16 protein-coding genes are annotated in these 25,465 nt (G+C 63.2%); 11 read left to right on the top strand and 5 right to left on the bottom strand.

Annotated elements, in window-relative coordinates; translation table 11 throughout:
- Positions 1–227: 227 nt before the first annotated feature.
- Positions 228–2,156 (bottom strand): glycoside hydrolase family 55 protein, encoded by a 1,929-nt coding sequence (locus FFI89_RS05425; protein ID WP_246669367.1) that lies wholly within the window; start codon positions 2,154–2,156, stop codon positions 228–230.
- 265 nt (positions 2,157–2,421) lie between these two features.
- Here FFI89_RS05425 and FFI89_RS34785 point away from each other — a divergent pair, with 265 nt between their 5' ends.
- Complete coding sequence (locus FFI89_RS34785; RefSeq protein ID WP_246669366.1) at positions 2,422–4,227, top strand: WecB/TagA/CpsF family glycosyltransferase; 1,806 nt, start codon at positions 2,422–2,424, stop codon at positions 4,225–4,227.
- 211 nt (positions 4,228–4,438) lie between these two features.
- Positions 4,439–5,449, top strand: a complete 1,011-nt coding sequence (gene wecB / locus FFI89_RS05410; protein ID WP_371722496.1) for a non-hydrolyzing UDP-N-acetylglucosamine 2-epimerase — start codon at positions 4,439–4,441, stop codon at positions 5,447–5,449.
- 69 nt (positions 5,450–5,518) lie between these two features.
- Here wecB and asnB read toward each other — a convergent pair whose 3' ends face one another.
- Positions 5,519–7,459: an asparagine synthase (glutamine-hydrolyzing) gene (gene asnB / locus FFI89_RS05405; protein WP_138833598.1), complete on the bottom strand. Its 1,941-nt coding sequence runs from the start codon at positions 7,457–7,459 to the stop codon at positions 5,519–5,521.
- A 156-nt stretch (positions 7,460–7,615) separates the two neighbouring features.
- On the opposite strand from asnB, the gene FFI89_RS05400 reads away from it, so the two are divergent.
- On the top strand, positions 7,616–8,857 hold the full coding sequence (locus FFI89_RS05400) for a glycosyltransferase family 4 protein (RefSeq protein WP_138833596.1): 1,242 nt from the start codon (positions 7,616–7,618) through the stop codon (positions 8,855–8,857).
- A 16-nt stretch (positions 8,858–8,873) separates the two neighbouring features.
- Here the strand turns inward: FFI89_RS05400 and FFI89_RS05395 are convergent, their stop codons facing one another.
- Positions 8,874–10,115: an acyltransferase gene (locus FFI89_RS05395; protein WP_138833594.1), complete on the bottom strand. Its 1,242-nt coding sequence runs from the start codon at positions 10,113–10,115 to the stop codon at positions 8,874–8,876.
- Here FFI89_RS05395 and FFI89_RS05390 point away from each other — a divergent pair.
- The 4 genes from FFI89_RS05390 (at position 10,104) to FFI89_RS05375 (ending at position 15,954) form a co-directional block, all read left to right on the top strand.
- Positions 10,104–10,292 carry a hypothetical protein gene (locus tag FFI89_RS05390; RefSeq protein ID WP_138833592.1) on the top strand — a complete coding sequence of 63 codons (189 nt, stop codon included), beginning with the start codon at positions 10,104–10,106 and terminating at the stop codon, positions 10,290–10,292. The two genes, FFI89_RS05395 and FFI89_RS05390, sit on opposite strands and share 12 nt — an antisense overlap.
- Before the next feature lie 76 nt (positions 10,293–10,368).
- Complete coding sequence (locus FFI89_RS05385) at positions 10,369–11,913, top strand: O-antigen ligase (RefSeq protein WP_246669365.1); 1,545 nt, start codon at positions 10,369–10,371, stop codon at positions 11,911–11,913.
- A gap of 201 nt (positions 11,914–12,114) precedes the next feature.
- Positions 12,115–14,388: an AAA family ATPase gene (locus tag FFI89_RS05380; RefSeq protein WP_138833590.1), complete on the top strand. Its 2,274-nt coding sequence runs from the start codon at positions 12,115–12,117 to the stop codon at positions 14,386–14,388.
- A gap of 486 nt (positions 14,389–14,874) precedes the next feature.
- Entirely contained in the window at positions 14,875–15,954 is a 1,080-nt protein-coding gene (locus FFI89_RS05375; protein WP_371722467.1) for a polysaccharide biosynthesis/export family protein, read from the top strand.
- Between the two features lie 88 nt (positions 15,955–16,042).
- Here FFI89_RS05375 and FFI89_RS05370 read toward each other — a convergent pair whose 3' ends face one another.
- The gene (locus FFI89_RS05370) at positions 16,043–16,645 is read right to left on the bottom strand and encodes a DUF1080 domain-containing protein (protein ID WP_138833586.1); all 603 of its coding nucleotides are present in this window, start codon (positions 16,643–16,645) and stop codon (positions 16,043–16,045) included.
- Positions 16,646–16,919: 274 nt separating this feature from the next.
- Here FFI89_RS05370 and FFI89_RS05365 point away from each other — a divergent pair, with 274 nt between their 5' ends.
- Positions 16,920–18,038 carry an amidohydrolase family protein gene (locus FFI89_RS05365; protein WP_168212793.1) on the top strand — a complete coding sequence of 373 codons (1,119 nt, stop codon included), beginning with the start codon at positions 16,920–16,922 and terminating at the stop codon, positions 18,036–18,038.
- Positions 18,039–18,177: 139 nt separating this feature from the next.
- Positions 18,178–18,519 (top strand): hypothetical protein, encoded by a 342-nt coding sequence (locus tag FFI89_RS05360; RefSeq protein ID WP_138833583.1) that lies wholly within the window; start codon positions 18,178–18,180, stop codon positions 18,517–18,519.
- Here FFI89_RS05360 and FFI89_RS05355 read toward each other — a convergent pair.
- On the bottom strand, positions 18,510–22,625 hold the full coding sequence (locus tag FFI89_RS05355; RefSeq protein WP_138833581.1) for a GAF domain-containing protein: 4,116 nt from the start codon (positions 22,623–22,625) through the stop codon (positions 18,510–18,512). The genes FFI89_RS05360 and FFI89_RS05355 overlap by 10 nt on opposite strands.
- 392 nt (positions 22,626–23,017) lie before the next feature.
- Between FFI89_RS05355 and FFI89_RS05350 the strand changes: the two genes are divergently transcribed.
- Together FFI89_RS05350 and FFI89_RS05345 are read left to right on the top strand one after the other, a co-directional pair.
- Positions 23,018–24,070 (top strand): Ldh family oxidoreductase, encoded by a 1,053-nt coding sequence (locus FFI89_RS05350; protein WP_138833579.1) that lies wholly within the window; start codon positions 23,018–23,020, stop codon positions 24,068–24,070.
- A 25-nt stretch (positions 24,071–24,095) separates the two neighbouring features.
- A complete protein-coding gene (locus FFI89_RS05345) occupies positions 24,096–25,463 on the top strand; it encodes an LLM class flavin-dependent oxidoreductase (protein WP_138833577.1) in 1,368 nt (455 codons plus the stop codon).
- Positions 25,464–25,465 lie beyond the last annotated feature (2 nt).

Genomic DNA, 25,465 nt, shown 5'->3' with positions numbered 1-25,465 from the left:
GCGCAGCATTGCCTTTTCACGCGACGCATCGACGCAACCGGCACTTTCGGTGGTATAACGCCACTATAACAACTGCTTTACCCAGTTAGTATTAACGGCTCCATGGCTGCCATCGCCGAATGCACGATCGCGCCTGCCAGATAGTTATCAAATTCAATCCAATACTTCGGAAACGGAACCGCAGGAAGCCGCGCACAACAGCTTACTTTCGTCTCGTCGCGCGCCGCTCACGGTTGCGTGAACGGCGTTCCGGCATCGTAGCGTGCCTTGGCCGGCAACACGTGGAGCTTGGTTGGGCCTGCCGCGTCCACCCATGGCCAGGTGTAGCCGCGCCCAGCATTAAAGAAGGCGGGCTTCCCGGTCAGATATAACGAGTCGGGCAGCGTGTGATCGGCGATGGCTGGATCCCATTTCACCGCGTTGGTGAGATAATCGAAGTTGCCGTGGCGGATGGCGGTGGCGGATACCTTGGTGTCGGTCGGATAGGGAGTAACCGCGTCCCAGCCCAGCATCCAGATTCCAGGCTTGCCGTCGGCAAAGCGGGTTTCGTAGACCCATCCGCCCATCTGGCCGTCGGCGCCGAGCACATTTCCAGCAAACGACATCCAGTAGGAATTTGCCATCAGGCCGGCCGCGCGTTGCGGTCCGTTGCGAGATTGCGTGGCGTCGTCGATTCTCCCGCCAGCCTGGTTGTCGAACGGCGCCCGGATGCCGCGCAAATGATTGCGGAAGAAGGTGAGGTAGACGCTGTTGCCGTGGGTGTTGTCGCTGTCGGCGTTGTGGCCGTAATTGCCCTCGAACAGAACGTGATGGGGTCCGACCATGTGGCTGGCGTTCAAGCCTGCCTCGATCCAGGACCCCTGGGTATTGATGTAGCTCATGTCCATGTAGTTGTAGCCGATCACCGAACCCGCGCCCGCCGATCGCGCCGCGATGACCTTGTTGGCCCTGACCGCGATGCCGTTTTCGATCAGCACTTCGGACGATCCGGCCGACAGGCTGATGGCGTAACCGCCGCCGCCCGGCTGCGCCCAGGCGGCATCGTGAACATAGAATTCGCGGAGCTCGATCCGGAACGAGCTGTGAATCGCAAAGCCCTCGTCGTGCCACACCGTGTTGTCGATGTTTCTCGCCCAGGATTGCGCCGCCCAGTTGAAGCGGAGATTGCCGGCATCGCCGCCGGTCAGTTTCAGGTCCTCGACGCCGGCGTTCATCACATGCGACCGCGCGTAATGCGAGAGCTGGGCGGCCTGAGCGGCGCGGTAAGTAATATGGATCGGCGTCGTGAAGGTAATGGTGGCTCCGGAGATCGAAGCGATTTGCTTGATCTCGGCGGTCGGCCGGTCCGGCCGCGAGAACCAGGAGCCGGCGCTTTGCGGCGTGGTCGGGAACGCATCGGGCGCGAAGTCATCGACATATTGAACAGCGGGCTTGTGCTTGTTCCAGACCACCCGCCAGTCGGATGAAGCCCAGATCTGTCCGCGGCCCTGCGGGTCGGTCCGCCAGTCGGCGCCGGAGGCTTCGTCAAGCAGGACAATCTGACCGGGCGTGAACCCGGTCACGTCGGCGACGTTGACCGCGTACGTGCCCTTGACGGCATCGGCGTTGAGATTGGTGGAGCCCACCGCATCGCTGCTGTTGTCGGTGGTCGAGAACATCGACGGACCGACGACAATCAGCGGCGAGGGTTTGGGGCCGACGGCGGACTGGAATGGCTTTGCGCCGTCGGTCTTCGCCAAAGTCGTCTGATCAGGTCCGGCGCCACGCAGCGTGATCCCTTTGTTGATCAGCAGGAAATTGCCCCCGTTGATCAAAAACGTTCCGGCCGCGAGTTGCACCACCTGCCCAACCGGACAGACGTTAATCGCAGCCTGTATCCGTGCCGTGTCGTCGGCTGCAGGACTGTTTGGAGTTAGCGACGCACAAACCGTCGAGCGCGCTGGAATGCCGCCGACGGCCATCATCCCCGGTTTCCAGATCGTCGCGCGATCCGCCGGCAGGAAGCCGCTCGAAGCGATCGTGGTAGATGGCGACGCCATCTCGTTGCCAGCCGCGGCAACGCGCGAGGGCGCGCAGAGCGCAGCGCCGACGGCTGCAATCGCCACGGTAGCGTAGAAGGGAAAGAGCGATGGACGCGCCGATGTGGTCGCCTTCATTTGGTTAAGTCCCTTGCGCGCGACGAGCCTGACGACGTGCCGTTGCTGCCGTCGCACGCTGGTATGACATTGGTATTTGTGCGTCCCCAGCGGAAGCTCCGCTTAACATTAACTCGCGAACCGCATGCCCCGAACGGCCACGAACGGCGTCCGGCATGATACCTGCTGAATACGTCTCATCGCGCCCAAGCACCCGAGCGCTATGTCCCGAATAAGGACAGCAGCGGTCGAAAGCGGCGCATAGACAGCCAAGTGATGTCCACCGATGAAACATGAACCCAATCGCGAACTGTTCGAAAACCCGACAGCCGCGTCCGACGAGCGCCTTAACGTGAGCCGCTCGCGACGGTATTTGCTGGTGTCGCCCTGTCGGGACGAGGCGCAATACCTTCGCCGCACGCTCGATAGCGTGGCGTTGCAGTCGGTGCCGCCGGCGCTCTGGGTGGTCGTGGACGATGGGTCGACCGACGAGACGGCGGCGATCCTGGAAGATTATTCAAAGCGACTGCCTTACCTGCGCGTGATACGGCGCGACGATCGCGGCGGCCGCAAGGTAGGGCCCGGCGTCATCGAGGCTTTCTATACTGGTCTCGAGCAAGTGCAGATCGAGAACTTCGACTATGTGTGCAAGCTCGACATGGATCTCGACCTGCCGGTTCGCTACTTCGAGGTCTTGATGGAGCGGATGGAAAGCAATCCGCGCATCGGGACGACGTCAGGCAAGCCGTGGTTCGTTCACCCCCGAAGCGGCGCCCTGGTGCTGGAAGTCTGCGGCGACGAGATGTCGGTGGGCATGACCAAGTTCTACCGGGTCGCCTGCTTCAAGGAGATCGGCGGCTTCGTGCGCCAGGTGATGTGGGACGGCATCGACTGCCACAGGGCGCGCATGCTCGGCTGGATCGCCGAGAGCGTCGATCTCGAACCGATCCGCTTCGTTCATCTGCGCCCGCAGGGCGCCAGCCAGAAGGGCATCTGGACCGGACGGCTTCGCGCCGGGTTCGGTCAGTATTTCATGGGCACCTCGCCGCTCTATTATCTGGCCGTCGCCACCTACCGCTTGACGGCGCACCCGGCGCTGATCGGCAGCGTCGCCATGTTGTGGGGCTACATGCGAAGCTGGCTCAGGGGCCTGCCGCGCTACGACGATCCCGAGTTCAGACAGTTCCTGCGCTCCTATCAGCACGCCTGCCTACGCATGGGCAAGCGCGCCGCCACCGCCCGCGTCAACGCCGAGCGGGCGCATCTCTGGCATGAGAGCCACCCGACCCCGGGTCATGATGAAACCTCGGTGAAGAACACCGAGCGCGCCGAACTGATGGGCCTCAAGTTCGATACCGTGACCATCGAAGCGGCGGTGGCCCGATGCCTGGAGCTATGCCAGGAGCCGCCCTCCTCCAATACGGTGATCACCGCGAACGCTTCGCACTTGTGCATGATGCGCCGCGATCCGGAGCTGGCAACGGCCTGCCGTGCGGGACGCCTGATCCTGGCGGACGGCATGTCGGTGGTCTGGGCGCTGCGGGCCTCCGGCCAGCCGGTGCCGGAACGCGTCGCCGGTGTCGACCTCATGGCGCGCCTGCTGGCGGCTGCCGGTGAACATCGGTTGCGAGTCTATTTTCTCGGCGCCAAGCGCGAAGTCGTCTCGGCGCTCGTCGAGCGCTCCCGGCTGCAATACCCCGGTATCGAGATCGCAGGTTTCCGCGATGGCTACTTCAGCCTTGGCGATCATCCGCGTATCATCGAGGAAATCCGGGCCAGCAAGGCGCACATGCTGTTCGTCGGCATGCCCACGCCCTTCAAGGAAACGTGGGTCGAACGTCACCGCGAGCGCCTGCAGGTACCCGTCATCGTCGGCGTCGGCGGCAGCTTCGACGTGCTCGCTGGTTTCATCAAGCGCGCCCCGCATTGGGTCCAGATGGCGGGCATGGAATGGTTCTGGCGGCTCCTGATGGAGCCGCGCAAGCTCTGGAAGCGTTACCTCACCCTCAACAGCGAATTCAGCTGGGTTGCCGGCCTCGAGGTTGTCGCCCGCCGCTTCGGGCGGCCGCCGGCGCAACAGAGCCAGAAGTGACGCAAACAGGAACGAGCGATGGCCGCCAAGCGCAACATCCTGGTCTTCATGGGCACGCGCCCCGAGGCGGTAAAGCTCGCGCCCGTTGTGGCGGCGCTACGCGGCTCCAAAGACTTTCACTGCACCGTGGTGGCGACAGGCCAGCACAAGGAGATGTTCCGCCAGGTCGCCGATACCTTCGGCTTTTGCCGTCGATGCCGACCTCGACGTGATGCGCCCCAACCAGACCCTAGCGGGACTGACCGCCCGACTCCTGCACGGCATCGACGGCTGGCTGGAAACGGCACAGCCGGATATGGCGCTGGTACAGGGCGACACCACCACCGTGCTGGCGGCGTCGCTCGCATGCTTCTACCGGCGCATCCCGATCGGCCATGTCGAGGCGGGGCTGCGCACCGGCAACATCTGGTCGCCCTTCCCCGAGGAGGCGAACCGCAAACTCGCCACGCCGCTGGTCGCGCTTCACTTCGCGCCGACCGAGGCGGCGCGCGCAGCGTTGCTCCGTGAACATGTTCCCGACGAAACGATTTCGGTCACCGGCAACACCGTCATCGACGCCCTGCGCATCGAAGTGGCGCGCCAGGCCGCCGACCCGGTGATACGCGCTGACATCGACGCTGAACTGAGCCGGCTGCTCGGCGCCGACTGGGCGCAGGTACCTACCGTGCTTATCACCGGGCACCGCCGTGAAAATTTTGGCGATGGCATCGCGCAAATCTGTCAGGCGATTGCAACTCTGGCCGAGCGCTTCCCCGATCATCGGTTCGTTTACCCGGTCCATCTCAACCCCAACGTCCTGACGCACGTCAACCGGCTGCTCGGCGGCCTGCCGAACGTCCGACTGATCGCGCCGCAGGGTTATCGCAACTTCGTCGCCCTGATGGCGCGTTGCAAGCTGGTGCTGACCGACTCGGGCGGCGTCCAGGAAGAGGCGCCCTCGCTGGGGAAGCCGGTCCTGGTGATGCGCGACACCACCGAACGTCCCGAAGGCGTCACGGCCGGCACCGCGCTGTCGACCGGTCCGAATGCGCACGCCATCGTCGAGCACGCCGTGCGGCTGCTGACGAATGAAACGGCCTACCGGTTGATGGCTACTGCGAAAAATCCCTACGGAGACGGGCACGCTGCTGAACAGATCCTCGAGCGGATCCGCCGCTACTTTGCGGGCGAACCAGCGACGTCGCCCGGACTGCAGCCGGCATTGATGGAACTAGTAAAGTAATCCATCGCCTCCACCGTATCGGCGGAAGACGCGAGGCTTCGGCGAAACGAGGCCTTAGCGAGATCGTCTTCAGCAATACACCTGGTTGCGGTGGCACCATCGGATGAAGACGTAGACCGACCAGACCCGCGACCAGTAGAAGCCGGACGATCCGTCGAGGAAGGTTTTCCAGAGCCGCTCGACCGCCACGGGATCGAGACCGCACGGCGCGATCGCCTGCGGGTCGCGCATGGTCTGGTCCATGACCTTCTTCAAACCCTGCCGGATCCAGCGATCGAACGGCAAAACAAATCCGCTCTTCGGCCGATCGAACAGCGCCGGGTCGAGACCGCGCAGGCCGATCCGTCGCAACATGTCCTTGCGACCGAGCGGCTGATAGCGCGTCTGATCCGGCAGACGATCCACGCTTTCGAACAGCACATGGTCCACCAGCGGCACCCGCTGTTCCAGCGAGGCGGCCATGCTGGCCACGTCGTTGTCGCGCAGCAGCCGCTCACCGAGAAACAGCCGCTGCTCCATGACGCTGATCGCCGACAGCGGCATGCGGCCGCGGGTCTCAGTAGTGAGCCGCTGGCGCATGGCGGAAGGCAGGCCATCGGCCAGCACGTCGGCAAAACCGGGCGCCAGCAATTCACGCTGCCATCCCGGCAGGAACAGCGCGCTGGCCAACTGATAGAGCGCGAGGAGATCGTCGCCGTGACGGACCATTTCCGGAAGCTTGGCCCAGCGGGTCTGCGGCGGCACCGCTTGACCGGAGCGCCGCAACGGCCAGGTCACGAGCTTCGCCGCGGCCACCTGCAGTTCGCGCGGCAAGAAGCCGACGCGCCTGGACCAGCGCTGCAAAACCGGCAGATCCCGGAAGGTCGGATAACCGCCAAACAATTCGTCGCCGCCAGTGCCGGAGATCGCAACGGTAAATCCGGCGTCGCGAATGGCGCGCGACATGAAGTAGGCATTCAACCCGTCGAAGGTCGGCTGGTCGAGGCTATCGAGCGCCGCTTCCAGGTTTGCAACGAAATGTCCTTCCGTCAGCACCACCTCGTGATGCTCGGTGCCGATTGCCACCGCGATCTGTCGCGCGATCGGTCCTTCGTTGAGTTCCTGCTCTTCAAAGGCAAGCGTGAAGGTATGGATCGGACTTTTGGCGGCACGCTGCGCCAGATTGGCCATCGCCGAGGAGTCGACGCCGCCGGAGAGAAACACTGCCAGCGGCACATCGCTGGCGAGATGGAGCCGCAGCCCCTCCTCCAGGATCCCGGCCAGTTCGTGCTCGTCCATGGTCGGATCGGGTGCGCGCTCGGGGATACGCCAGAAATCTTCCTGGCGAACTTCGTTGCCCGAACCGTCGAGTTCGAGAAGCTGCCCGGGCCAGAGCAGATCGACGCCTTTGACGGCCGTGCCGGGTCCGGCCACGAAACCGTTCCACACACTGCTCGCCGCCGCCTGCGGATCGAGGCGTGGCGTGCCCAAAAGCCCGGATGCCAGCAGCGCGCGAAGCTCCGAGGCAAACACGACCGACCAGCCGCTGTTCGGATCCGACGATCGCGCCACGTAGAGCGGCTTGATGCCCAACTGATCTCTCGCCAGCAGAAGCCGGCGCTGCTTCTGGTCCCAGCAGGCAAAGGCGAACATGCCGCGCAGCCATTTCACGGCGTCCGGCCCGTGCAGGCCGAGCGCGCGCAACATCACGGCGGTGTCGCCGCTGGACTGGAATTGCTGCCCCTCGGACTCCAGACGCCGTCTCAAATCCCGGTAATTGTAAATCTCGCCATTGAAAGCGATGACGTGCCCGGTCACCGGATCCAGCATCGGCTGCGCGCCGGCCGGCGACAGATCGAGGATCGAGAGCCGGCGATGCGCCAATAGCGCACCCCAGCCGCGGTCATCCGGCGTCGAGGCCCAAACGCCCGCGGCGTCCGGGCCGCGGTGGACCATTGCGTCGTTCATCCGCTGCAGCGCTGTGCGGTTGGTCTGGTCCAGTCGTCCGATTATACCGGCAATGCCGCACATCAACTTGGGTCCTTGAGAAGCGTGCTTATCCCACGATTTGCCCTGCACGTCGCAGAACGTGAGAGCGCCGCGCCTCGGCGGCTTGCCTTAACGTTAATCCAAACTGCCGCGCATTTCCGGCGGGCGAAGCCGGCTGCCGCGCCTATAAGCAGACCGATGAGCCCCGAGCGCCTCAATATCCTCTACGTCTCGCAGATGCCGGCGAGCCCGCCGCGCTTTGGCGCGCAGGCGCGTCTGCATGGGCTGATGACCCAGCTCGCGCAACGCCACGACATCACGGCCGTGATGCTGGTCGACGACGAATTCGACATCGAGGAATGCCGGCTTGCGATGCAGGCCTACTGCCGCGAGGTCGTGCTGATCAAAAATCCCTATGGCCGCGACGGCCTCGCCAAGCGGTTGCTGCAGCTCCGGTCGCTGGCCTCGACCCGAAGCTTCGAACGGCTGCGGGTCGTGGTGCCGGAGATGCAGCAGGCACTCGACAAGGTGCTGCGCGCCAAACGGTTCGACATCGTCAACCTCGAATTCACCTTCCTCGGCCATTGCGACCTGCGACAGGCTCCATCGGGCGCGAAGATCCCGGCTTTGGTCGTGGACTCCCACAACATCGACTACGATCTGGCGCGGCAATACACGCGGACCGGCGGCAGCCTGCTCCGGCGCCTCTATGCCGAAGCCAACTGGCGCAAGTTGCGGCGGGAAGAACTCGGGACCTATCGTCGCGCCGACGGCGTCTACCTCTGCAGCGTCGCGGACCAGCAGCGCCTGCTCGACGATATCCCCGGCGCGCGCACGATGGTCATCCCCAACGCGGCCGACGTCGATTTCTACAAGCCGCGCCCCACCGATCCACAACCGGACGGCCGTACGATCGTGTTCTTCGGGCTGATGTCCTACATGCCCAATATCGACGGCGCGACCCACTTCATCCAGGATATCTGGCCGCGGATCGCCGAGGCGAACCCGGATGCGCGCTGCAAGATCATCGGCGGCTCGCCGTCACCGCAGCTGCTGGCGCTGGCCGGCCCGCGGATCGCGTTCACCGGGTTTGTGCCGGACTTGCGGCCTCTCATCGCCGCCGCCGCGGCCGTCATCGTGCCGTTGCGGCTCGGCGGCGGCACGCGCCTCAAGATCGTCGAAGCGATGGCGATGGGCAAGGCGATGGTCTCCACCACACTTGGCGCTGAAGGCATCGACGCGGTTCCCGGCCGTGACATCCTGATCGAGGACCAGCCCGACGCGTTTGCGGCCGCGGTGATACGACTATTGGCCGAACCTGAATTGGCGGCGCGGATCGGAAATTCGGCACGGCAATTGTCGGAAGCGCGCTATGCCTGGAGCGCCGCGGCCAAGGCGCTGGAAGGCTTTTATCGCCAAATCCTGAACGACGAGGCTTAGCCAGAACCGTCATCGCTCAGGACGTCGGGTCCTTGGCGGTCGCATAAAATCGCTTCAATCCGAGGAAGCGCTTCTCAAACAACTCGTAGCTCGCATAGGCAATCGCCGCCGACACGGCCACGCCAAGCGTGGCCTGCAGCGCAATCGCCGCGCCATGCGAGCCGAGCCAGATCGTCAGCTCGCGTTCGGTATGATTGACGGTCAGGTAATACGAAATGAAGTGATGGTAGACGTACAGGCCGTAGCTGTAGGTGCCGAGAAAGATCAGCCAGCGGCTGCGGAAGAACCGCGAGATCGACGATCTCTCGGATGCCACCAGCGCCCAGATCAACAGGCAGGCCAGCAGTACCTGGATCACGGCGGCACGAGACGGCAGCACCAGCTCCATGCTGTCGCGCGACACCAGCCGGGTCCAGACAAACGTCAGCACCAAAAGCGCCGTGGCTGCAGTCGCCACTGCGGGTAATGCCCGCACCAGCCGGTCCAGTCCGCCGGGCTGCCGCGCCATCACAGCCAGGAACGCGCCGAGCGCTAGTCCATCGAGACGAAACGGCGTCAGGACGTAAGTGGTCCACCAGCTCAACCCCATCAGCGATCCGGTCAAGCGGGCCAGCATGGCGCCGAGCGAAACCGCCAGGCACACGGCGATCAGCATCCGCGGCCGGCGCGCCATCAGGAACACCGCGAGCGGCCAGACCAGATAGAAATGCTCCTCGATGCACAGCGACCAAAGGTGCTCCAGATAGGAGAACGACCAGTCGCCCTGGATCGCGATGTAGATATTGACCGCGTAAAGCCAGGCCCATGCCTGACGATCCACCAAGTAGTCGAGCGACGGTCCGCGCAGGACCGAGATCAGCGGCGCGACAAAGAACACCAGCGCCAGCACGCCGTAATACAGCGGAAAGATCCGTAGCACGCGGCGCATGTAGAAATTGCGAAAGTAACTCGGCTTGTTGCGGGCGTCATACAGAATGCCCGTGATCAGGAAGCCGGACAGGACGAAGAACAGTTCGACGCCGTAGGATCCGTAGTTGGTGATGCCGACGATGGCACGCTCGACCGCATTGGTCGGTTCCATGTTGCCGAGGAAGTGAAGCAGCAGCACCATCAGGATCGCGAGGCCCCGTACGCCGTCGAGCACGGGCAAATGGCTGTGCAGGTCAAGCCGAGAGGTCGCGCTCGCCGAGGATGGGGTGCCCGGCGTGGCCCGTGGAGTGGAATTCGGCGATGAAGTAACGAACGCTTGAACGAGCATCTGGCCAGCCTGTCGGTGCATCTCTCCAGCAATACCGGAGCGGCGAAATCGGATGTGGCGCATCGCGCATCCCCTTCGGAAAATGGCTGCGCGTCGCCGGAATCTGCGCAGTCGAACCCTGCGATGTCGAGCGGAACGGCGCAGCTGACCAGCAAGTCTGAAATTAGGGTTAAGTGATCGGCGCGGCACATCCGGCATTAACTATCGGCATGCTAGGAACACACCTCAAAAGCGACCGCTGCTAGAGTGCCGCATGCCCAGAGCCGCCACGCATTCTCTCGAAATGGATGGAGCGCGATCGTCGACACGGACGATCGACGGATACGCTCTCATTCCGATCCTGGCGTGCGTCTATGCGACGATCGTGTTCCCGCTCATCATCGTCTCGTGCGACCCCACCGACTCGGCCTGCCTGATGGAAGCCCGGCCGGAGAGCAAGATTTTCTGGCCGGCGCTCGCGGCGATTGCCGTCGTCCTGGCGGTCCGGAATTTTTCGCGCCTCAGCTTTCCTCCCCATATCGTCTGGCTGTTCGCCTACCTCGCATTGGCGGGCACCAGCGTATTGTGGGCTTTCAAGCCGGAGACCTCGTTCATCCGGTTTTCGCAACAGGCGATGATCGTTGTCTCCATCGTCGTGCCTGCGATGCTGGCATCGCGAAAGGCCGATCTGGTGCGCGGCCTGTTTCTGTGTTTTGCGATCGCCACCATCCTCAATGTATTCTTCGTGCTCGGAAGGCCGCCGATCGACACCAAGTTTGCGACCTGGGGCTATCCGGGATACTTCTCCGGAAAGAACTATCTCGGCGAATGCGAGGCGATCGCGCTGTTGCTGGCGCTTCATGAAACGCTTCATCCCGGCAGACGGCGGGTGTTTGGTATTCTCATCGCCATCACCGCCGCCGTCCTGCTCGTCTTGAGTAATTCCAAAACGGCGATGGGGCTCGCATTTCTGACGCCACTGCTGGCTGGAGCGACATTGCTGATCCGAAGAGCGACGCGCTTTTCCCCGGCGCTCATTCTGCTGTCGATCCCGGCTTGCTGGATGATATTGACGACGCTGACCGGCTTCAGCGTCTATCGCATATCCTACATCCTGTACGGCGATCCGACCTTCACCGGCCGCTCCATCATCTGGGACTTCGTGGAGTCCGAAATCGAACATCGGCCGTTGCTGGGATGGGGATATCAATCGTTCTGGCTGGTCGGACCCGATGCGCCCAGCATCGTCAATGCCCCGGGCTGGGTGAAGGACATGCCGAACGGTCATAACGGCTATTTGGACGTGACGGTCGAGTTGGGCTACGCCGGTTACGCGCTGTTCCTGGCGTTTATCTTCGCAACGCTTCACGCCATCGGGCGCGTGGCCGGTCGCGACATGACCCGGGCCTGGCTTCTGCTCACGCTTGCCCTTCAAATCATCATCACCAACGGCCTCGAAAGCGTGTGGATGCGCGGCTTCGAAATGCTGTGGATCGTGTTCCTGATTCTGGTCGCCGAAATCGCCCGTTACTGGAAGCCGCTTCACGCCAGGGCATCGCACGCAGCGAGAGGACCAGGATCTGGCGGCACCAAGCCCGGCAGCCCGCGAGCCGGCCGCCCCGGCCCGTCGCGTGGCACGCGCAGACCCGCCGCTTCCAACGCCTGGTTCCATTCCGTTAACGGCAGCGAACCCGCCGGCACCTCATCGCCGATACCTCCGACCGTAGGGATCAGCGAGGGCACCACCCCGGCGGCCACCAACCAGTCGACACGCACATCCCAGGGCATACAGACCTCGCCCGCCGAAGCTCCTGATTGATTAATTAATGCACATTAACCATCGGCACTGATCAGCCAGAACTTCAAGACAAACAAGGATACGTTGCGGGCCATCGCCGCTGTCGACGGGAAGCAACGACGAGAATTGCAAAGAAAGAGATCGCCTGAGAGCTGAGCAACGGCCGCTGATTTTACGCGGCCCCTCTCAACGATTGAATAGCGCTCGAGTGGATACGATCCAATGGATGCCAGAACCAACGAATTGCCTCTCGAATCCGAGCACGATTATTCCGATGGATCGGAATTTTCGCGGCGGTCAAGCGCGCGTCCCTCGATTGGCGTCACCGATGTTCTCGAGACATTGCGCCGGGGCTGGCGTCTTCCCCTGTACGGATTTCTGATCGGACTGGCGCTGGCGGCCGTCTATTTCGTCACCGTGCCGAACCCCTACAAGAGCTCCGCCCGCATTCTGGTCGACCGCAGCGTGAGCCGGTATTTGCAGAACAACAAGATCGTCGACCAGCCGACGTTTGACGAGCCGGAGATCGGCAGCCAGACCTTCGTGGTGTCATCGGACAGCGTGGTGATTCCCGTCGTGCGATCGCTGGGCCTGACCCGCGACAGTGAATTCGTCGGCCAGCCCAAGATGGGCGGCGCACGGATTTCGGATTATCTCGGCGACCTCAAAAAGGCGGTGGGGAACCTGCTCGGCATGAGCGTCGCGCCGCCGGCCGATCCCGAGGCAGCGCTCGAGCGCGCCGCCGTCGAGGCCGTCGGCAAGCGAATGACCGTCAATCGGGAAGACGTCGCCAACGTCATCAACGTCTCCGTCGAATCGGAAGACCGCAACAAGGCGGCCAAAATCGCCAATGCATTGGCCGACAGCTATATCGCGACAACACTCGACGCCAAGCTCAAGTCGACCAAGGTCGCGAGCCAATGGCTGCAGGATCGCCTGGTCGAACTGAAGAAGCAGGCGGCGGAGGCCGATCGCGCGCTGCAGGATTTCAAGTCCGCCAACAACCTGAAGAGCGGCGGGCCCGGCCAGGGCGGCCAGGATCAGCGAGCCAACCTGGAAATCCAACTATCCAACGCGCAGATCGCGACGGCCGAAGCCAAGAGCCGGTTCGATCGCATTCAACAAAAGAACGGCGATGAAATAACAACCATCGTCGGAACCGACGCGTTGCTGAACCCGGCCAGATCCGGCGTGATCAACTTTGCCTTGAACAACAGCGACCTCGTAAAACTTCGTTCGCAGTACCGGGAGGTGTCGGCAAGGGCCGCCGACGTGGCGTCCAAGGTCGGAAGCAAGCACGACATCGCTGTCAAGCTCCGCCGTCAGGCCGACGACTTGCAGAGTGCGATCAAAAGCGAGGAACAGCGAATTGCCGATTCCTACGCCAGTGAATATCAGATCGCCAAGGCGCGCGAGACCGAGATCGCCGCCGCCGTCGCCAATCTGGCTGGAGGCACCAAGGCCGGCAGCGAGTTGCGCGAACTCGAAAGCTCGGCCGAGGCCCTGCACAAGCTCTACGACAGCACGCTGCAGAAGTACAAAGAGATCAACACGATCGAGACCGAGACCATGCCGGTGCAGAGCGCACGGGTCATTACCCGAGCCGTTCCCGCGCTTTCCAAGACTTCCAAGAAGGGTTGGGCCGTGCTCGCGGGAAGCATGATGCTCGGTCTTTTCCTTGGCGCCGGCGCCGCAGTCGGCAAGGAATGGGTCGCTGACGTGTTCCGGACCCCCAAGGCGGTCGAGCAGGTCACCGGAAATAAATGCGTCGTCTTGCCGCTGGTCGAGGCGAAGTCGACGCCGATGGAAGAATTTGTCCTCGACGCGCCCTATTCCCGCTTCACCGAGGCGCTTCGCAACGTCAAGGCGCAGATCGATACCAACCGGAACGTGCACGGCGCCAAGGTCATCGGGATCGTGTCCTCGCAGCCGAAGGAAGGAAAGACGACCGTCGGCGCCAATCTGGCGGCGCTCATGATCGCCGCGTCAGGTGCGCGTACCCTTGCCATCGACAGCGATTTCCACGTCAGAAGGCTGAGCGCCGCATTGGCGCCCGATGCGCGTGAGGGACTGCTGGAAGCGCTGGAAAATCCCACCCGGCTTCCCTGGCTTGTCTCCAGGCGGCAACGTTCAGGGCTTCATGTGCTGCCGTGCGTTTCCCCGGCCCGCATTCCAAACTCGGCCGAATTGCTGGGATCGCCGATGATGGCGCAACTGCTGGCCGTTGCCCGCAAATCCTACGATTACATCATCATCGAGATCGCGCCGGTCATGTCGGTCGTGGATGTGAAGGTGATCGAACGCTTTGTCGATCAGTTCGTCTTCGTCGTGGAGTGGGGCGAGACGAAACGGGATCTCGTCCTCGACGCGCTCGTGGAAGCGGAGGTCGTTCGCGACCGTCTCGCCTGTGTCATCCTCAACAAGGCCGACCCTGTCGCGATCCAGAACATCGAATCCTACAAGGGCATCAAGTCCGGGGATTATTACCAGAGCTGAGCTCCGGCGCAGCAAGCGCGTTCGCGCGGGATCTCCACCCATGCTCTCCGGCGCCTCCGGGCAAGGCGGCCGGCTCGAGTCAGCGCTCGCGGCATGGTGATCGGACATTTTAGCCCCCTGTCGCACGCGATTCCCCGCAACCTGCGGTTACGCTGCCTGCAGAATTGCTCGCTGCGCCGCGGCATTAACCCGCCTTTAAACATAAGTGAATAATTTTTCGCAGGTAGCGTCCCGTTAACCCGGAGTCCCGTTCTCGTGGCAAAAAGACTAAACTTTTGCGACGAGCGAAAGGTTGACGCGGTCCTGGGCAGAGTGCGGTCACCGCGGCTGCCACGAGATCAGGCCGGCGCGCTGCGGTTTCTCGCCCGCGCCGCCGTCCTATCGGCGCTCCTTGCTCACGGCGGCTGCTCCTCCCTCCCGACCTCGGGACCATCGAATGCCCTGGCGCGCATGGAGCAGGTTGACCCTGCCGCCCTGCCATATGTCATGGTCAAGGTCACTCCGGACATCGAAAACATCCTGGAGCGCAATTCGTTCAGAATAGGCCGGGTGTTTATCGACCGGCGCGGTCCAGCCGAAATTCGCTTCGGCATTGGCGATACCGTCAGTGTCACGATATTCGAGGCCGCCGCCGGCGGCCTGTTCATTCCGGTCGATGCCGGCGTCCGCCCGGGCAACTATGTGACGCTGCCGAACCAGTCGGTCGACACCCAAGGCAATATCACGGTTCCCTATGCCGGCAACATCAAGGCACAGGGGCGGACCGCGGTGCAAGTGCAGACGGCGATCGTCAACGCACTCAAGAACCGTGCGCTCGAGCCGCAGGCGGTGGTTGCCCTCGTCGACCAGAAGGCCTCCTCCATCAGCGTGCTCGGCGAAGTCGGCACCCCATCCCGCTTCCCGGCGAACGCCGCGGGCGAACGCCTGCTCGATGCCATCTCGCGCGCCGGCGGCCCCCGAAATCCGGGCTACGACACCTTTGTGATGCTCGAACGCGAGGGACGCCAGGCGACCGCGCCATTCGGGTCTCTTCTCAACGAACCGACCAACAACATTTACGTCCGGCCTCAGGACACGATCTACGTGTTCACGCAGCCGCAGACCTTCGTGGCCTTTGGCGCGTCGGGACAGCAGGGACAATTCGGGTTTGGCGCCTGGCGGCTCTCGATTGCAGAAGCCTTGGGAAAGACCGGCGGGCTTAACGACAATCTCGCGGACCCCGCCTCGGTGTATCTCTATCGCGGCGAGCGGCGTGAAGTCGCCGAACAGCTCGGCGTCGACTGTTCGCGGTTCAGCGGCCCGATCGTTCCGGTCATCTACAATCTCAACCTGCGCGATCCTGCCGGCTACTTCCTCGCCACCAAGTTCGAGATGCACAACAAGGACGTCGTCTTTGCCTCGAACTCGACGTCGGTCGAATCGAGCAAACTGCTGACGTATCTGCGATTGATCACGGCCACCGTGAACGATCCGCTGATGGCCGCCGTCAACGCCTACACCGTCAAGGGCCTTGCCACCGGCACGGCCAGCGCAACCGTCGTCAACACGACGTCCATCGTGAAGTAACGCCTGCGACATTGCGGAAACGGAAACTCACCCGCCAAAGGCGGGTGAGCTTGTGGAAGCTGAAGCGGGACGATCGCTGGCTGCGTAACTACAGCGGCTTGATCTGCACCTTGCGGAACTTGACCACGCCCGAGCCGTATTGAAGCGCGATCGGCCCGCCCGCATTGTGCTTGGAGTCCTGCGCATCGACGGTCTTCTGGCCGTTGAGCACGACGACGAGATGCGAGCCCTGGGCGGTGATCTCGTAGGTGTTCCACTTGCCTGCCGCCTTCGGCATCGGATCAACCTTGCCGACGTCGACGATAGCGCCGGTGCCGTAGCTCGGGTCGGGCCGCTTGTCGAAGATGTTGACCTCATAACAGATCTTGGAATCGATCTTGTCCCTGGCGTCGCAGCGAATGAAGATGCCGCTATTGGCTTCCTCGTCGGTCCAGAACTCCGCCTTGATCTGGAAGTCCTTGTAGGAATCCTTGCTGACGAGATACGACAGATCCTTGCCTTCGAGCTTGTCGGCGCCCAGCGCGCCGTCCTTCATCTCCCAGTTGGCCTTGCCGACTTCGGTCCAGTCGCCCTTCTTGGTGCTGTCGAGCAGCGTGATCCAGCCATCGCTCTGGCCCGACGCCACGCCGGAAAATTGCAGGGCGGCGGCGCCGATCAGCAAGCCGGCCGCGAGTGTCGACATACGTTTCATGTAGCAAGTCCTCCCCTGAGCGTTTTGTTGGGCCGCAACCTAGCACCGCAATGCGCGGCGTAAATCCCGTTTTTCATGCTGCAGTTGCGTTGTAGGTCACTCCATTTTGTCGCACGTACGTTTCCCGCAGGCGTCTACGCGGCTTGCCCCGCGGGAACGAGACCGGCTAGCATCGGCGGCAACAGAGATGAGCGCGAAACAGCTCACGCGGCGGAAGAAAAGTAACCCCGGCGCGGCAACTCTATTCCCGCGATCATTTCCCACGGAATTTCCCATGCTGTTTCAATGCAAAGTATGCGGCCCCGCGACCGATCACGGCAGCGCGCCGTTGCGCTCCGGGAAGACAAGGAAGCCCTGGCACACCATCGACATTCATTGCCACTGCATGGTGCCCGAGGCGAACGCCTTTGTGCTGAAGGCCACCGGCATTCAGGGCGGTGGACACACGCCCAACGCCAACGCGCATGTCAACGATCTCACCCGAAGCATTCAGCCGCAACGCGGCAAGATCGACTTTCCAAAACTGACCAATCTCGAGACCCGCCTTGCCGACATGGACCGCGACGGCATCGATGTGCAGGTGATCTCGCCCTATCCCGGTCATTTCGTTTATGCGGCGCCGCCGGACGTTGCCCGCGAAAGCTGCCGCATGGTCAACAATCACATCGCGGAAATGGTGGCGAAACACCCCGACCGGCTGATGGGCATGGGCACGGTACCACTGCAGGATCCCGGCATGGCCGTAGCCGAACTCAACCGCACCGTCGGCGAGCTCGGCTTCCGCGGCGTCGAACTCTGCACCAATGTCCGGGGCGTCGACCTGACCCGCGCGGGACTGGAAAAATTCTTCGCCCGCGTCGAGGAGCTCGACGTGATGATCTTCCTGCATCCGTTCGGCACCAGCCTGGTCGGACGCATGGAAGATCATTATTTCCCGAACACGATCGGACATCCGCTGGATTCCGCACTGTGCGTCGGGCAACTGGTTTTCGACGGCTATCTCGAACGGTTTCCCAAACTGAAAATCTGCGTCGCCCATGGCGGCGGCTATATCCCGGGCTATTGGGGCCGTTTCGACCACGCATGGGCACATCGCGAGGATTGCCGCGTCACCATCCGGAAGAAGCCGTCGGAATACCTGAAAAGGCTCTATTTCGATACCGTGGTGTTCGACGAGCGCGAACTCAAGCATTTGATCGAGATATGGGGCGCCGATCACATCATGCTGGGCACGGATTATCCGTTCGACATGGCCGAGCCCGATCCCGTAGGCTTCCTGAGCCGGGTTAAGGGCGTCAGCGACAAGGACATGGCGCTGGTGGCCGGCGGCAACGCCGAGCGGCTGCTGGGCTTGCCGGCCAAAGCACATTCGAAGAAAAAATCGAAGGCCTGACGACTTTTTCTTCGTTGATGCGTTCTATTCCCGCCCCGGCGCGGATATGCCCCGATGCGGGCAGCATAACCGGCAATAACCGGCCGACGCGCATTGCGCCGCGCGCGGATGCGGATATCATCGGATGTCAGGAGATTGAATGCATCCAGCGGCGAGACTGCAATTCGAGCGCATGATCGGCGAGTTTGCCCGATGGCGCGCGGTTCCCGAGGAGGCGCGATCGCCGGCTCCGGCCTGGTGGTGGGGACCGGCGATGGAGCTGCGCAACATCCGGGAATCGCTACCGGTTGAATGGTGCGCGGAGCTCGGATTGCCTGATGGCGCGACCTGCACCGGCGGCGCCGACGTCTTTCTCAAGGCGATGGCCGGGGAGACGCTGGTGCCCTGGCCCTATGATTTTCCGCGCAAGGCGGCAATGACCGAACCTGAGGTTCGCGATTTGCATCCGCAGCCGACTGACGACAGCGCCTTTCAGCCTTGACCGAAGCTCAGTCTGGCTCGAACTTCGGCCTTAAGGATTTCGTCGTCCGCGTTGGGCTGTAGCGGCGGCGAGGCCATCTGCGCCTCCGCCCGCAGCAGATTGGCCATCTCGCGCGGCGGCAGCGGCTTCGAGAACAGAAAACCCTGCATTTCGTCGCAGGCATGATTGCGCAGGAAGGTCTCCTGCTCGACGGTCTCGACGCCCTCGGCGATGACGGTCATCCCGAGCGCCTTGCCCATGCTGATGATCGCCTGCGCAATCGCCTGGTCCTCGGAATCGTTCGGCAGATCGCGCACGAAGGAACGGTCGATCTTGATGGTGTCGATCGGGAACTGCTTCATCAGCGACATCGACGAATAGCCGGTGCCGAAATCGTCGATCGCCAGCCGGATACCACGGCTCTGGATCGCATCGAGCACCTTGATCGCGCGCGATACGTTGCGCATCACCATGCTTTCGGTGACTTCGAGCTGCAGCAGCACCGGCGACATGCCGCTTGCCAGCAGCGCCTCGTCGACATCGTGCAGTAGATGCGGGTCGGCGAACTGCCGCGGCGACAGGTTGACCGCCATCGTCACTGGCCGCAGGCCACGGCGCTGCCACGCCATGTTCTGCGCACAGGCTTCCTTCAGCACCCAGCGGCCGATCGGGACGATCAGCCCGGTTTCCTCGGCGAGCGGAATGAACTGGCCCGGCGAGATGGTGCCGAGTTCGGGATGGATCCAGCGCAACAGCGCTTCGACGCCGGTGATCTGGCCGCTCGTCATGTCGATCTTGGGCTGATAGTGCAGCGAAAACTGGTCACGCTCCTGGGCGCGGCGCAGCGCGCTCTCCAGCGTCAGGCGCTCGATCGACTGCGTCTTGATTTCCCTGGTGAAGAAGCGGAAGCCGTTCTTGCCGTCTTCCTTGGCGAGATACATCGCCATGTCGGCATTCTTGGTCAGCGTCTGCATGTCCGCGCCGTCGCACGGATACATCGCAATTCCGATCGAGGCCGTGGTGTGGCATTCGTGGCCACTCAGCTGCAGCGGCTGGCCGAGCACGGACAACAATTCGCTGGCGATGCGTTCGACTTCGTGGCGTTCGGCAGCCTCTTCCAGGATGACCACGAATTCGTCACCGCCGAGCCTCGCCACGACGTCGCTCGAGCGCAGCGCGCGCCGCAGCCTGCCGCCGATTTCCACCAGCAACATGTCGCCGGCGTCATGCCCCAGCGAATCGTTGATGATCTTGAACCTGTCGAGATCGATGAACAGCACGGCAAACTGGCGCTGATACCGCTGCGCGGCGTCGATCGCCCGCCGCAGCATCTCGTTGAACATGTCGCGGTTCGGCAGGTTGGTCAGGCTGTCATGCGACGCCAGATACTCGATGCGCTGGTCGGCTTGTGCCTTTTCGTCGACGCGGGCGAAACTCTCCAGCGCGAACGACACATTGTCGGCGAGCCGCTGCAGCAATTCGGCGAACTCAGGCGTGAAGGTGTCCTTCTCGGTCGCAACGAAAACGAGCATGCCGACCACCTGCCCGCGCGCGAACAGCGGAAACGACGCGCCGGATCTGGTTCCGTCCTTGCGCGCCTGGCCATGGAATGCCTGGCAGCGCGGATCGGCGAGATAGTCGTTGATGATGCACGCTGCCCCCGAACGGAACGCCATGCCGCACGCGCCGCGCCCTTCGGGGTGCGCTTCGTTGATGGACATCTTGACCGCGCGTGCGCTGACGGCAGCCGGTCCGCCGGTGGCGACGACATCGAGATAGTCGCTGCCGGGTTTCGCCAGCGCGATGGTGGTCGAGGTAAACTTGCCGCCGGTGGCGGCCGCCTCGCAGACCAGCTCGAACAGCTCGGTCCGGGACTTCGCCCGCATGATCGCTTCGTTGGTTGCGCTGAGAGCGGCGAACATACGCCCCAGCCGCTCCTTCTGTTCCTCGGTTCTGGCCTTCTCGTCGGCGCGGTCGAAATTCTCCAGCGCGAACGACACGTTGTCGGCGAGCCGCTGCAGCAATTCGGCAAACTCCGGCGTGAACGTATCCTTCTCGAGGGAAATGTAGACCATGACGCCGACCACCCGCCCCTGCACGAACAGCGGGAAGGCCGCGCCGGAATTCGCGCCATCGTTGCGCGCGCGGGCATGAAACGCCTGACTTCGCGGGTCGGCAAGATAGTCGTTGATAATGTCCGGCCGTCGCGAACGTATCGCCGTGCCGCCGACCCCGCGCCCTTCCGGATGCGCTTCGTTGACCGACAATTTTACTTCGCGCGCGCTGGCGACCGTGGGCCCTGCAGCGGCCACGACATCCAGATAGTCGCTATCCGGTTGCGTCAGCGCGATCGAGGTCGAGGTGAACTTGCCGCCCTGGGCCGCCGCTTCGCACACCAGTTCGAACAGCTCGCCGCGCGACCTTGCGCGAATAATTGCTTCGTTGGTCGCGCTGAGCGCCGCGAGCATGCGCGCCAGGCGCTCCCTCTGCCCCTCGGTCCTGGCCTTCTCGTCGGCGCGATCGAAGTTCTCCAATGCAAACGACACATTGTCGGCGAGCCGCTGCAGCATTTCGGCGAATTCGGATGTGAAGGTATCTTTCTCGGAGGAGATAAAGAACATGACGCCGACGGGCTGACCGGCGACGAACAGCGGAAAGGCCGCGCCTGACCTTGCGCCGTCACTGAAAATGAATTTTTGAAACGTGGCGCCTCGCGCGTCGGAACGCAGATCGTTGGCGACGCAAGCTTGCCGGGAGCGGAACGCGTTCCCGCACAGCCCAAGCCCTTCCCGGTGAGCCGCGCTGAACGAAATCCTCACCTGGCGCATGTTTTCAGCGGTCGGTCCAGCCGCGGCCACCATGTCGGGATAGTCGCTGTCGGCCCTCGCCAGCATGATGCTGGCCGACTTGAAGCGCCCGCCGTTGGCGGCGGCTTCGCACACCAGTTTATAGAGTTCGGCGCGGGACTTCGCCCGCATGATCGCTTCGTTGGTGGCGCTGAGCGCCGCGAACATGCGCGTCAACCGCTCCTGCTGCTGGTCGGCAGTAGCCTTTTCGCTCGCACGCTCGAAATTATCGAGCGCGAACGACACGTTCTCGGCAATCCGTGCCAGCAGCGCGATGATCTCCTCATCTACCGCCCAGGACTTGCCGACAAAGAACAACAGCACGCCCACGCTTCGGCCGCCCCTGGTCAGCGGAACAGCCACACAGGCCATCGCGCCGGAATCGCGCTGAGCCTGCCGCAAGGATCCGCCCTGCATGGTCGTTGCAAGGTCGTCGTTGACGCAAGGGCGTTGCGTCCGGAATGCTTCGCCTGCAATCCCCTCGCCATATTCATTGTCGGGGTCGATCGAGTAGCTCGATCGTGTAATCAGATGAAGGCTTTCGCCGGTGCCGGCAACGGGCTTCAGCCAGGTCGAACCAGCTTCGGCAAGCAGGACGGCGGTGGCAACGGATTTTCCGCTGTGGACGGCGGCATCGCAAACGCGCTGATAGAGTTCCTGTTCGGTCTTGGCGCGCAGAATAGCTTCGTTGGTGGCGCTGATGGCGCCGAACATCCGGTTCAGCCGCCGCATCGCCCGCTCGCCGTCCTTGCGCGCGGCCTCGTGATCGAAATTGTCGAGTGCAAACGAAACGTTCGCCGACACGCGCTCCAGCATCGAAATGATCTGGCGACTGAGCGAACCGGGTTCGCGCCGGGTGACGAGGAAGACGCCGACACTGCGGCCATTGCAGGTCAGCGGCAGCGCCGCCGCCGCACCGACCTGCCCAGTCAACGCACCGTCCCGCCAGGCCAGCGAACGCGCGTCGTGGAGGAAATCGTTGCTGATGATGACCCGCTGGTCGCGAAAGGCCTGCCCGCAAACCCCCGAGCCCTCGGGCGCTCCGGCCACGACCGAAATGTCGATGCTGCGGAGGCGAGCGATGTCATCGCCACAGCCGGCAGCGAAACGCAAGAGGTCGGTGCCCGGCTCCAGCAAGAAGATGGCCGACGCCAGGAAATCTCCGCTGAAGAAGGCGGCTTCGCTGACTTTCCGGTACAATTCTTCGGGTGATTTTGCGTACAGGATCGCTTCGTTGGTGGCGTTCAACGCCGCGAACGTGCGCACGATTTCGGTCTTCAACGTCCCCAAGCTCCCTGCGGACAACACGGGCCAGCCCCCGCGGGAGTTATGCGTCGGAGACGCCTAAATGGAGGTTATTGGCCGCCGGAAGATGCGATTCAGAGTAAATACCCGGCGAACGGCCTCCGCAGAAACACCGGGAAATTAAGATTCTGTTGGTGATGTCACAGGCCACGGGCGCGCGAAGTGCCGGGCCGGCAATTTCCGTATCCCGCCACATCGGTTCCGCCTGATGAAATCCCGGCCGCGCGAAGCGCATGCTGCGGCATGGCTAGCAGGACATTCTGCGCTTGCTCTCAAGCCACCGCTTTGAGACCATGCCATCCGAACAACAAGCAAGACTGCAACAAGCAAGACCCGCCGCTCGCGCGGGCATTCAACGAGGAAATCCCATGCCGATCGTTCAGGCCGACCGTCTCACGCGCATCGGCGCGGCGCTGCTCAGGGCTGCCGGCGCATCGGAGGAGGAAGCCGGCGCCGTGGCGGTGGGCTGCGTCAACGCCAACCTCGCCGGGCATGACTCGCACGGGGTGATCGCGATTCCGACCTATATCGACCGCGTCAAAGCCGGCCATATCGTGCCCGGTGCAAAATGGACCATCGTGCAGGAATCGCCGACCACGACGGTGATCGACGGGCATTGGGGGTTTGGCTTTCACGTCAACGCCAAGGCGATGGCCATGACGATCGAAAAGGCCAGGACCGCCAACGTCGCGGCCTGCACCGTGTTCCGCCAGAGCCATGTCGGACGGCTCGCCGCCTATCCGATGATGGCGATGCGGGCCGGCATGATCGGCATCGCGGCCGCCGATTCCGGCCGTTCGCCGAAGCACGTGGCCCCGTTCGGCGGCCGCGAGGCCCGCCTCGGCACCAATCCGATTTCGATCGCAGTGCCCTCCGACCTCGAAGCTCCGTTCTATCTGGACATGGCGACGTCGGCGGTCGCGGCCGGCAAGATCGCGCTGTCCGTCGCACGCGGCGAACAGATTCCGCAAGGCTGGATCATCGATGCCGAGGGCCGGCACACCACCGACCCCACCCAGTACCGCAAGGGCGGCGCGCTGCTGCCGCTCGGCGGCAGCGAGGGTTACAAGGGTTCGGGCCTCGCCGCGATGGTCGAGGTGCTGTGCGGCCTGCTCACGGGTCTCGGTTTTGGCGTCGAGCCGACCGGCCGCCACAACGACGGAACTTTCATGGCGGTGTTCAACGTCGCCGCGTTCCGGCCGCTGAAGGATTTTGAAAAGGAAGTCGGCGAGTTCGCGCGCTATCTCAAATCGACGCCGCCGTCGGAAGGTTCGCCGGGCGTGTTCTATCCGGGCGAGCTGGAATATATCCGCGAAAAGAAGCGGAGGGCCGAAGGCATCGAGATCGAGGACGCCACCTGGGATAAGTTGAAGGCGCTCGCCACCGACTACAAGCTTGCCGCCGAACTCGACCTGAAATGAACCCCGCCCGCACAAGGAGAACGACATGACACGGCAAATGGCGATGGTGGGCTTCCTGCAGGCGCAGAACTGCACCAATCTTCCGAGTTCGTGGCGCCATCCGGAGTCGCGCGACGACTCGATGTCGGCCGATTATTACCAGGAGATCGCCCGGATTCTCGAAGCCGGCAAATTCCACATGGCGTTCTTCGACGATCGCCTGGCGATGCCGGACCGTTACGGCAACGACCACGCCCATACCGTGGAATACGGCATCCGCTGCGTGAAGATGGACCCGATCGTGGTGCTGACCACGATGGGCATGGTCACCACCAGGCTCGGGCTCGCCTCGACCTGTTCGACCACCTATTACGAGCCGTTCGACGTCGCGCGCCGGTTTGCCACCCTCGACCTGATGACGAACGGCCGCGCCGCCTGGAACGTCGTCACGTCAGTGAACGACGGCGAAGCCCATAATATGGGCCGCGCACAGCACCTCGACCATGATCCGCGCTACGACCGCGCTGACGAGTTCATGGAAGTCGTGCTTGGCCACTGGGACTCCTGGGAAGACGGTTCGCTGATCGTCGACAAGAAGAGCGGTCGCTTCGCCGATCCGACCAAGGTCAAGCGGCTCGATCACAACGGCCCGTTCTTCAAGTCGCGCGGGCCGTTCACCGTGCCGCGCTCGCAGCAAGGCCACCCCGTCATCATCCAGGCCGGCGCCTCCGGCCGCGGCCAACGCTTCGCCGGCCGGTGGGGCGAGGTGATCTTCACTGCGGCGCGCAACCTTGCCGGCGCCAAGCAGGGCTATGACGCGATCCGAAACGAAGCCGCGAAAGCCGGCCGCGATCCCGACCAGATGTTTCTGTGCAACCTGATCACACCGGTGTGCGGCGCCACCAAGGCCGAAGCCGAAGACAAGATGGCGCTGATCGGCAAATTGCCATTGGAGATCGATGCGCTGTCGCTGCTGGCCGAGGGACTGAATTTCGACTTCGCCGCCAAGGGCATCGACGAGCCGCTGACCATCGAAGAGCTTCAGGGCATGCAAGGCATGCTCGGCATCCGCGACGGCGTGCTCAAGACATCAGGCAAGCCAAATCCGAGCACGCGCGACTTCATCACCTTCTCCGGCCGCGGCCAGACCCAGGACGCCATGGTGGGTGGACCGAAGGAAATCGCCGATCGGCTGGAAGAGATGTTCGTGGGTCGCGGCTGCGACGGCTTTGTGATCGCGGCGACCTATGTGCCCGGCTCCTATGCCGATTTCGTCAAGCATGTGGTACCGGAACTGCAGCGCCGCGGCCTGTTCCACAAGGATTATGCCGGCAAGACGCTGCGCGAAAATCTTGGTCTGCGGCGCCCCGCCGCCGGCGCCTGGAAGACCCCGCCCCAAACCGCGGCCGAATAACA

This window comes from Bradyrhizobium sp. KBS0727, assembly GCF_005937885.2.
Classification (GTDB): domain Bacteria; phylum Pseudomonadota; class Alphaproteobacteria; order Rhizobiales; family Xanthobacteraceae; genus Bradyrhizobium.
The sequence above is the reverse complement of the archived record's forward strand: the minus strand, read 5'-3'. Positions and strand labels throughout refer to the sequence as shown.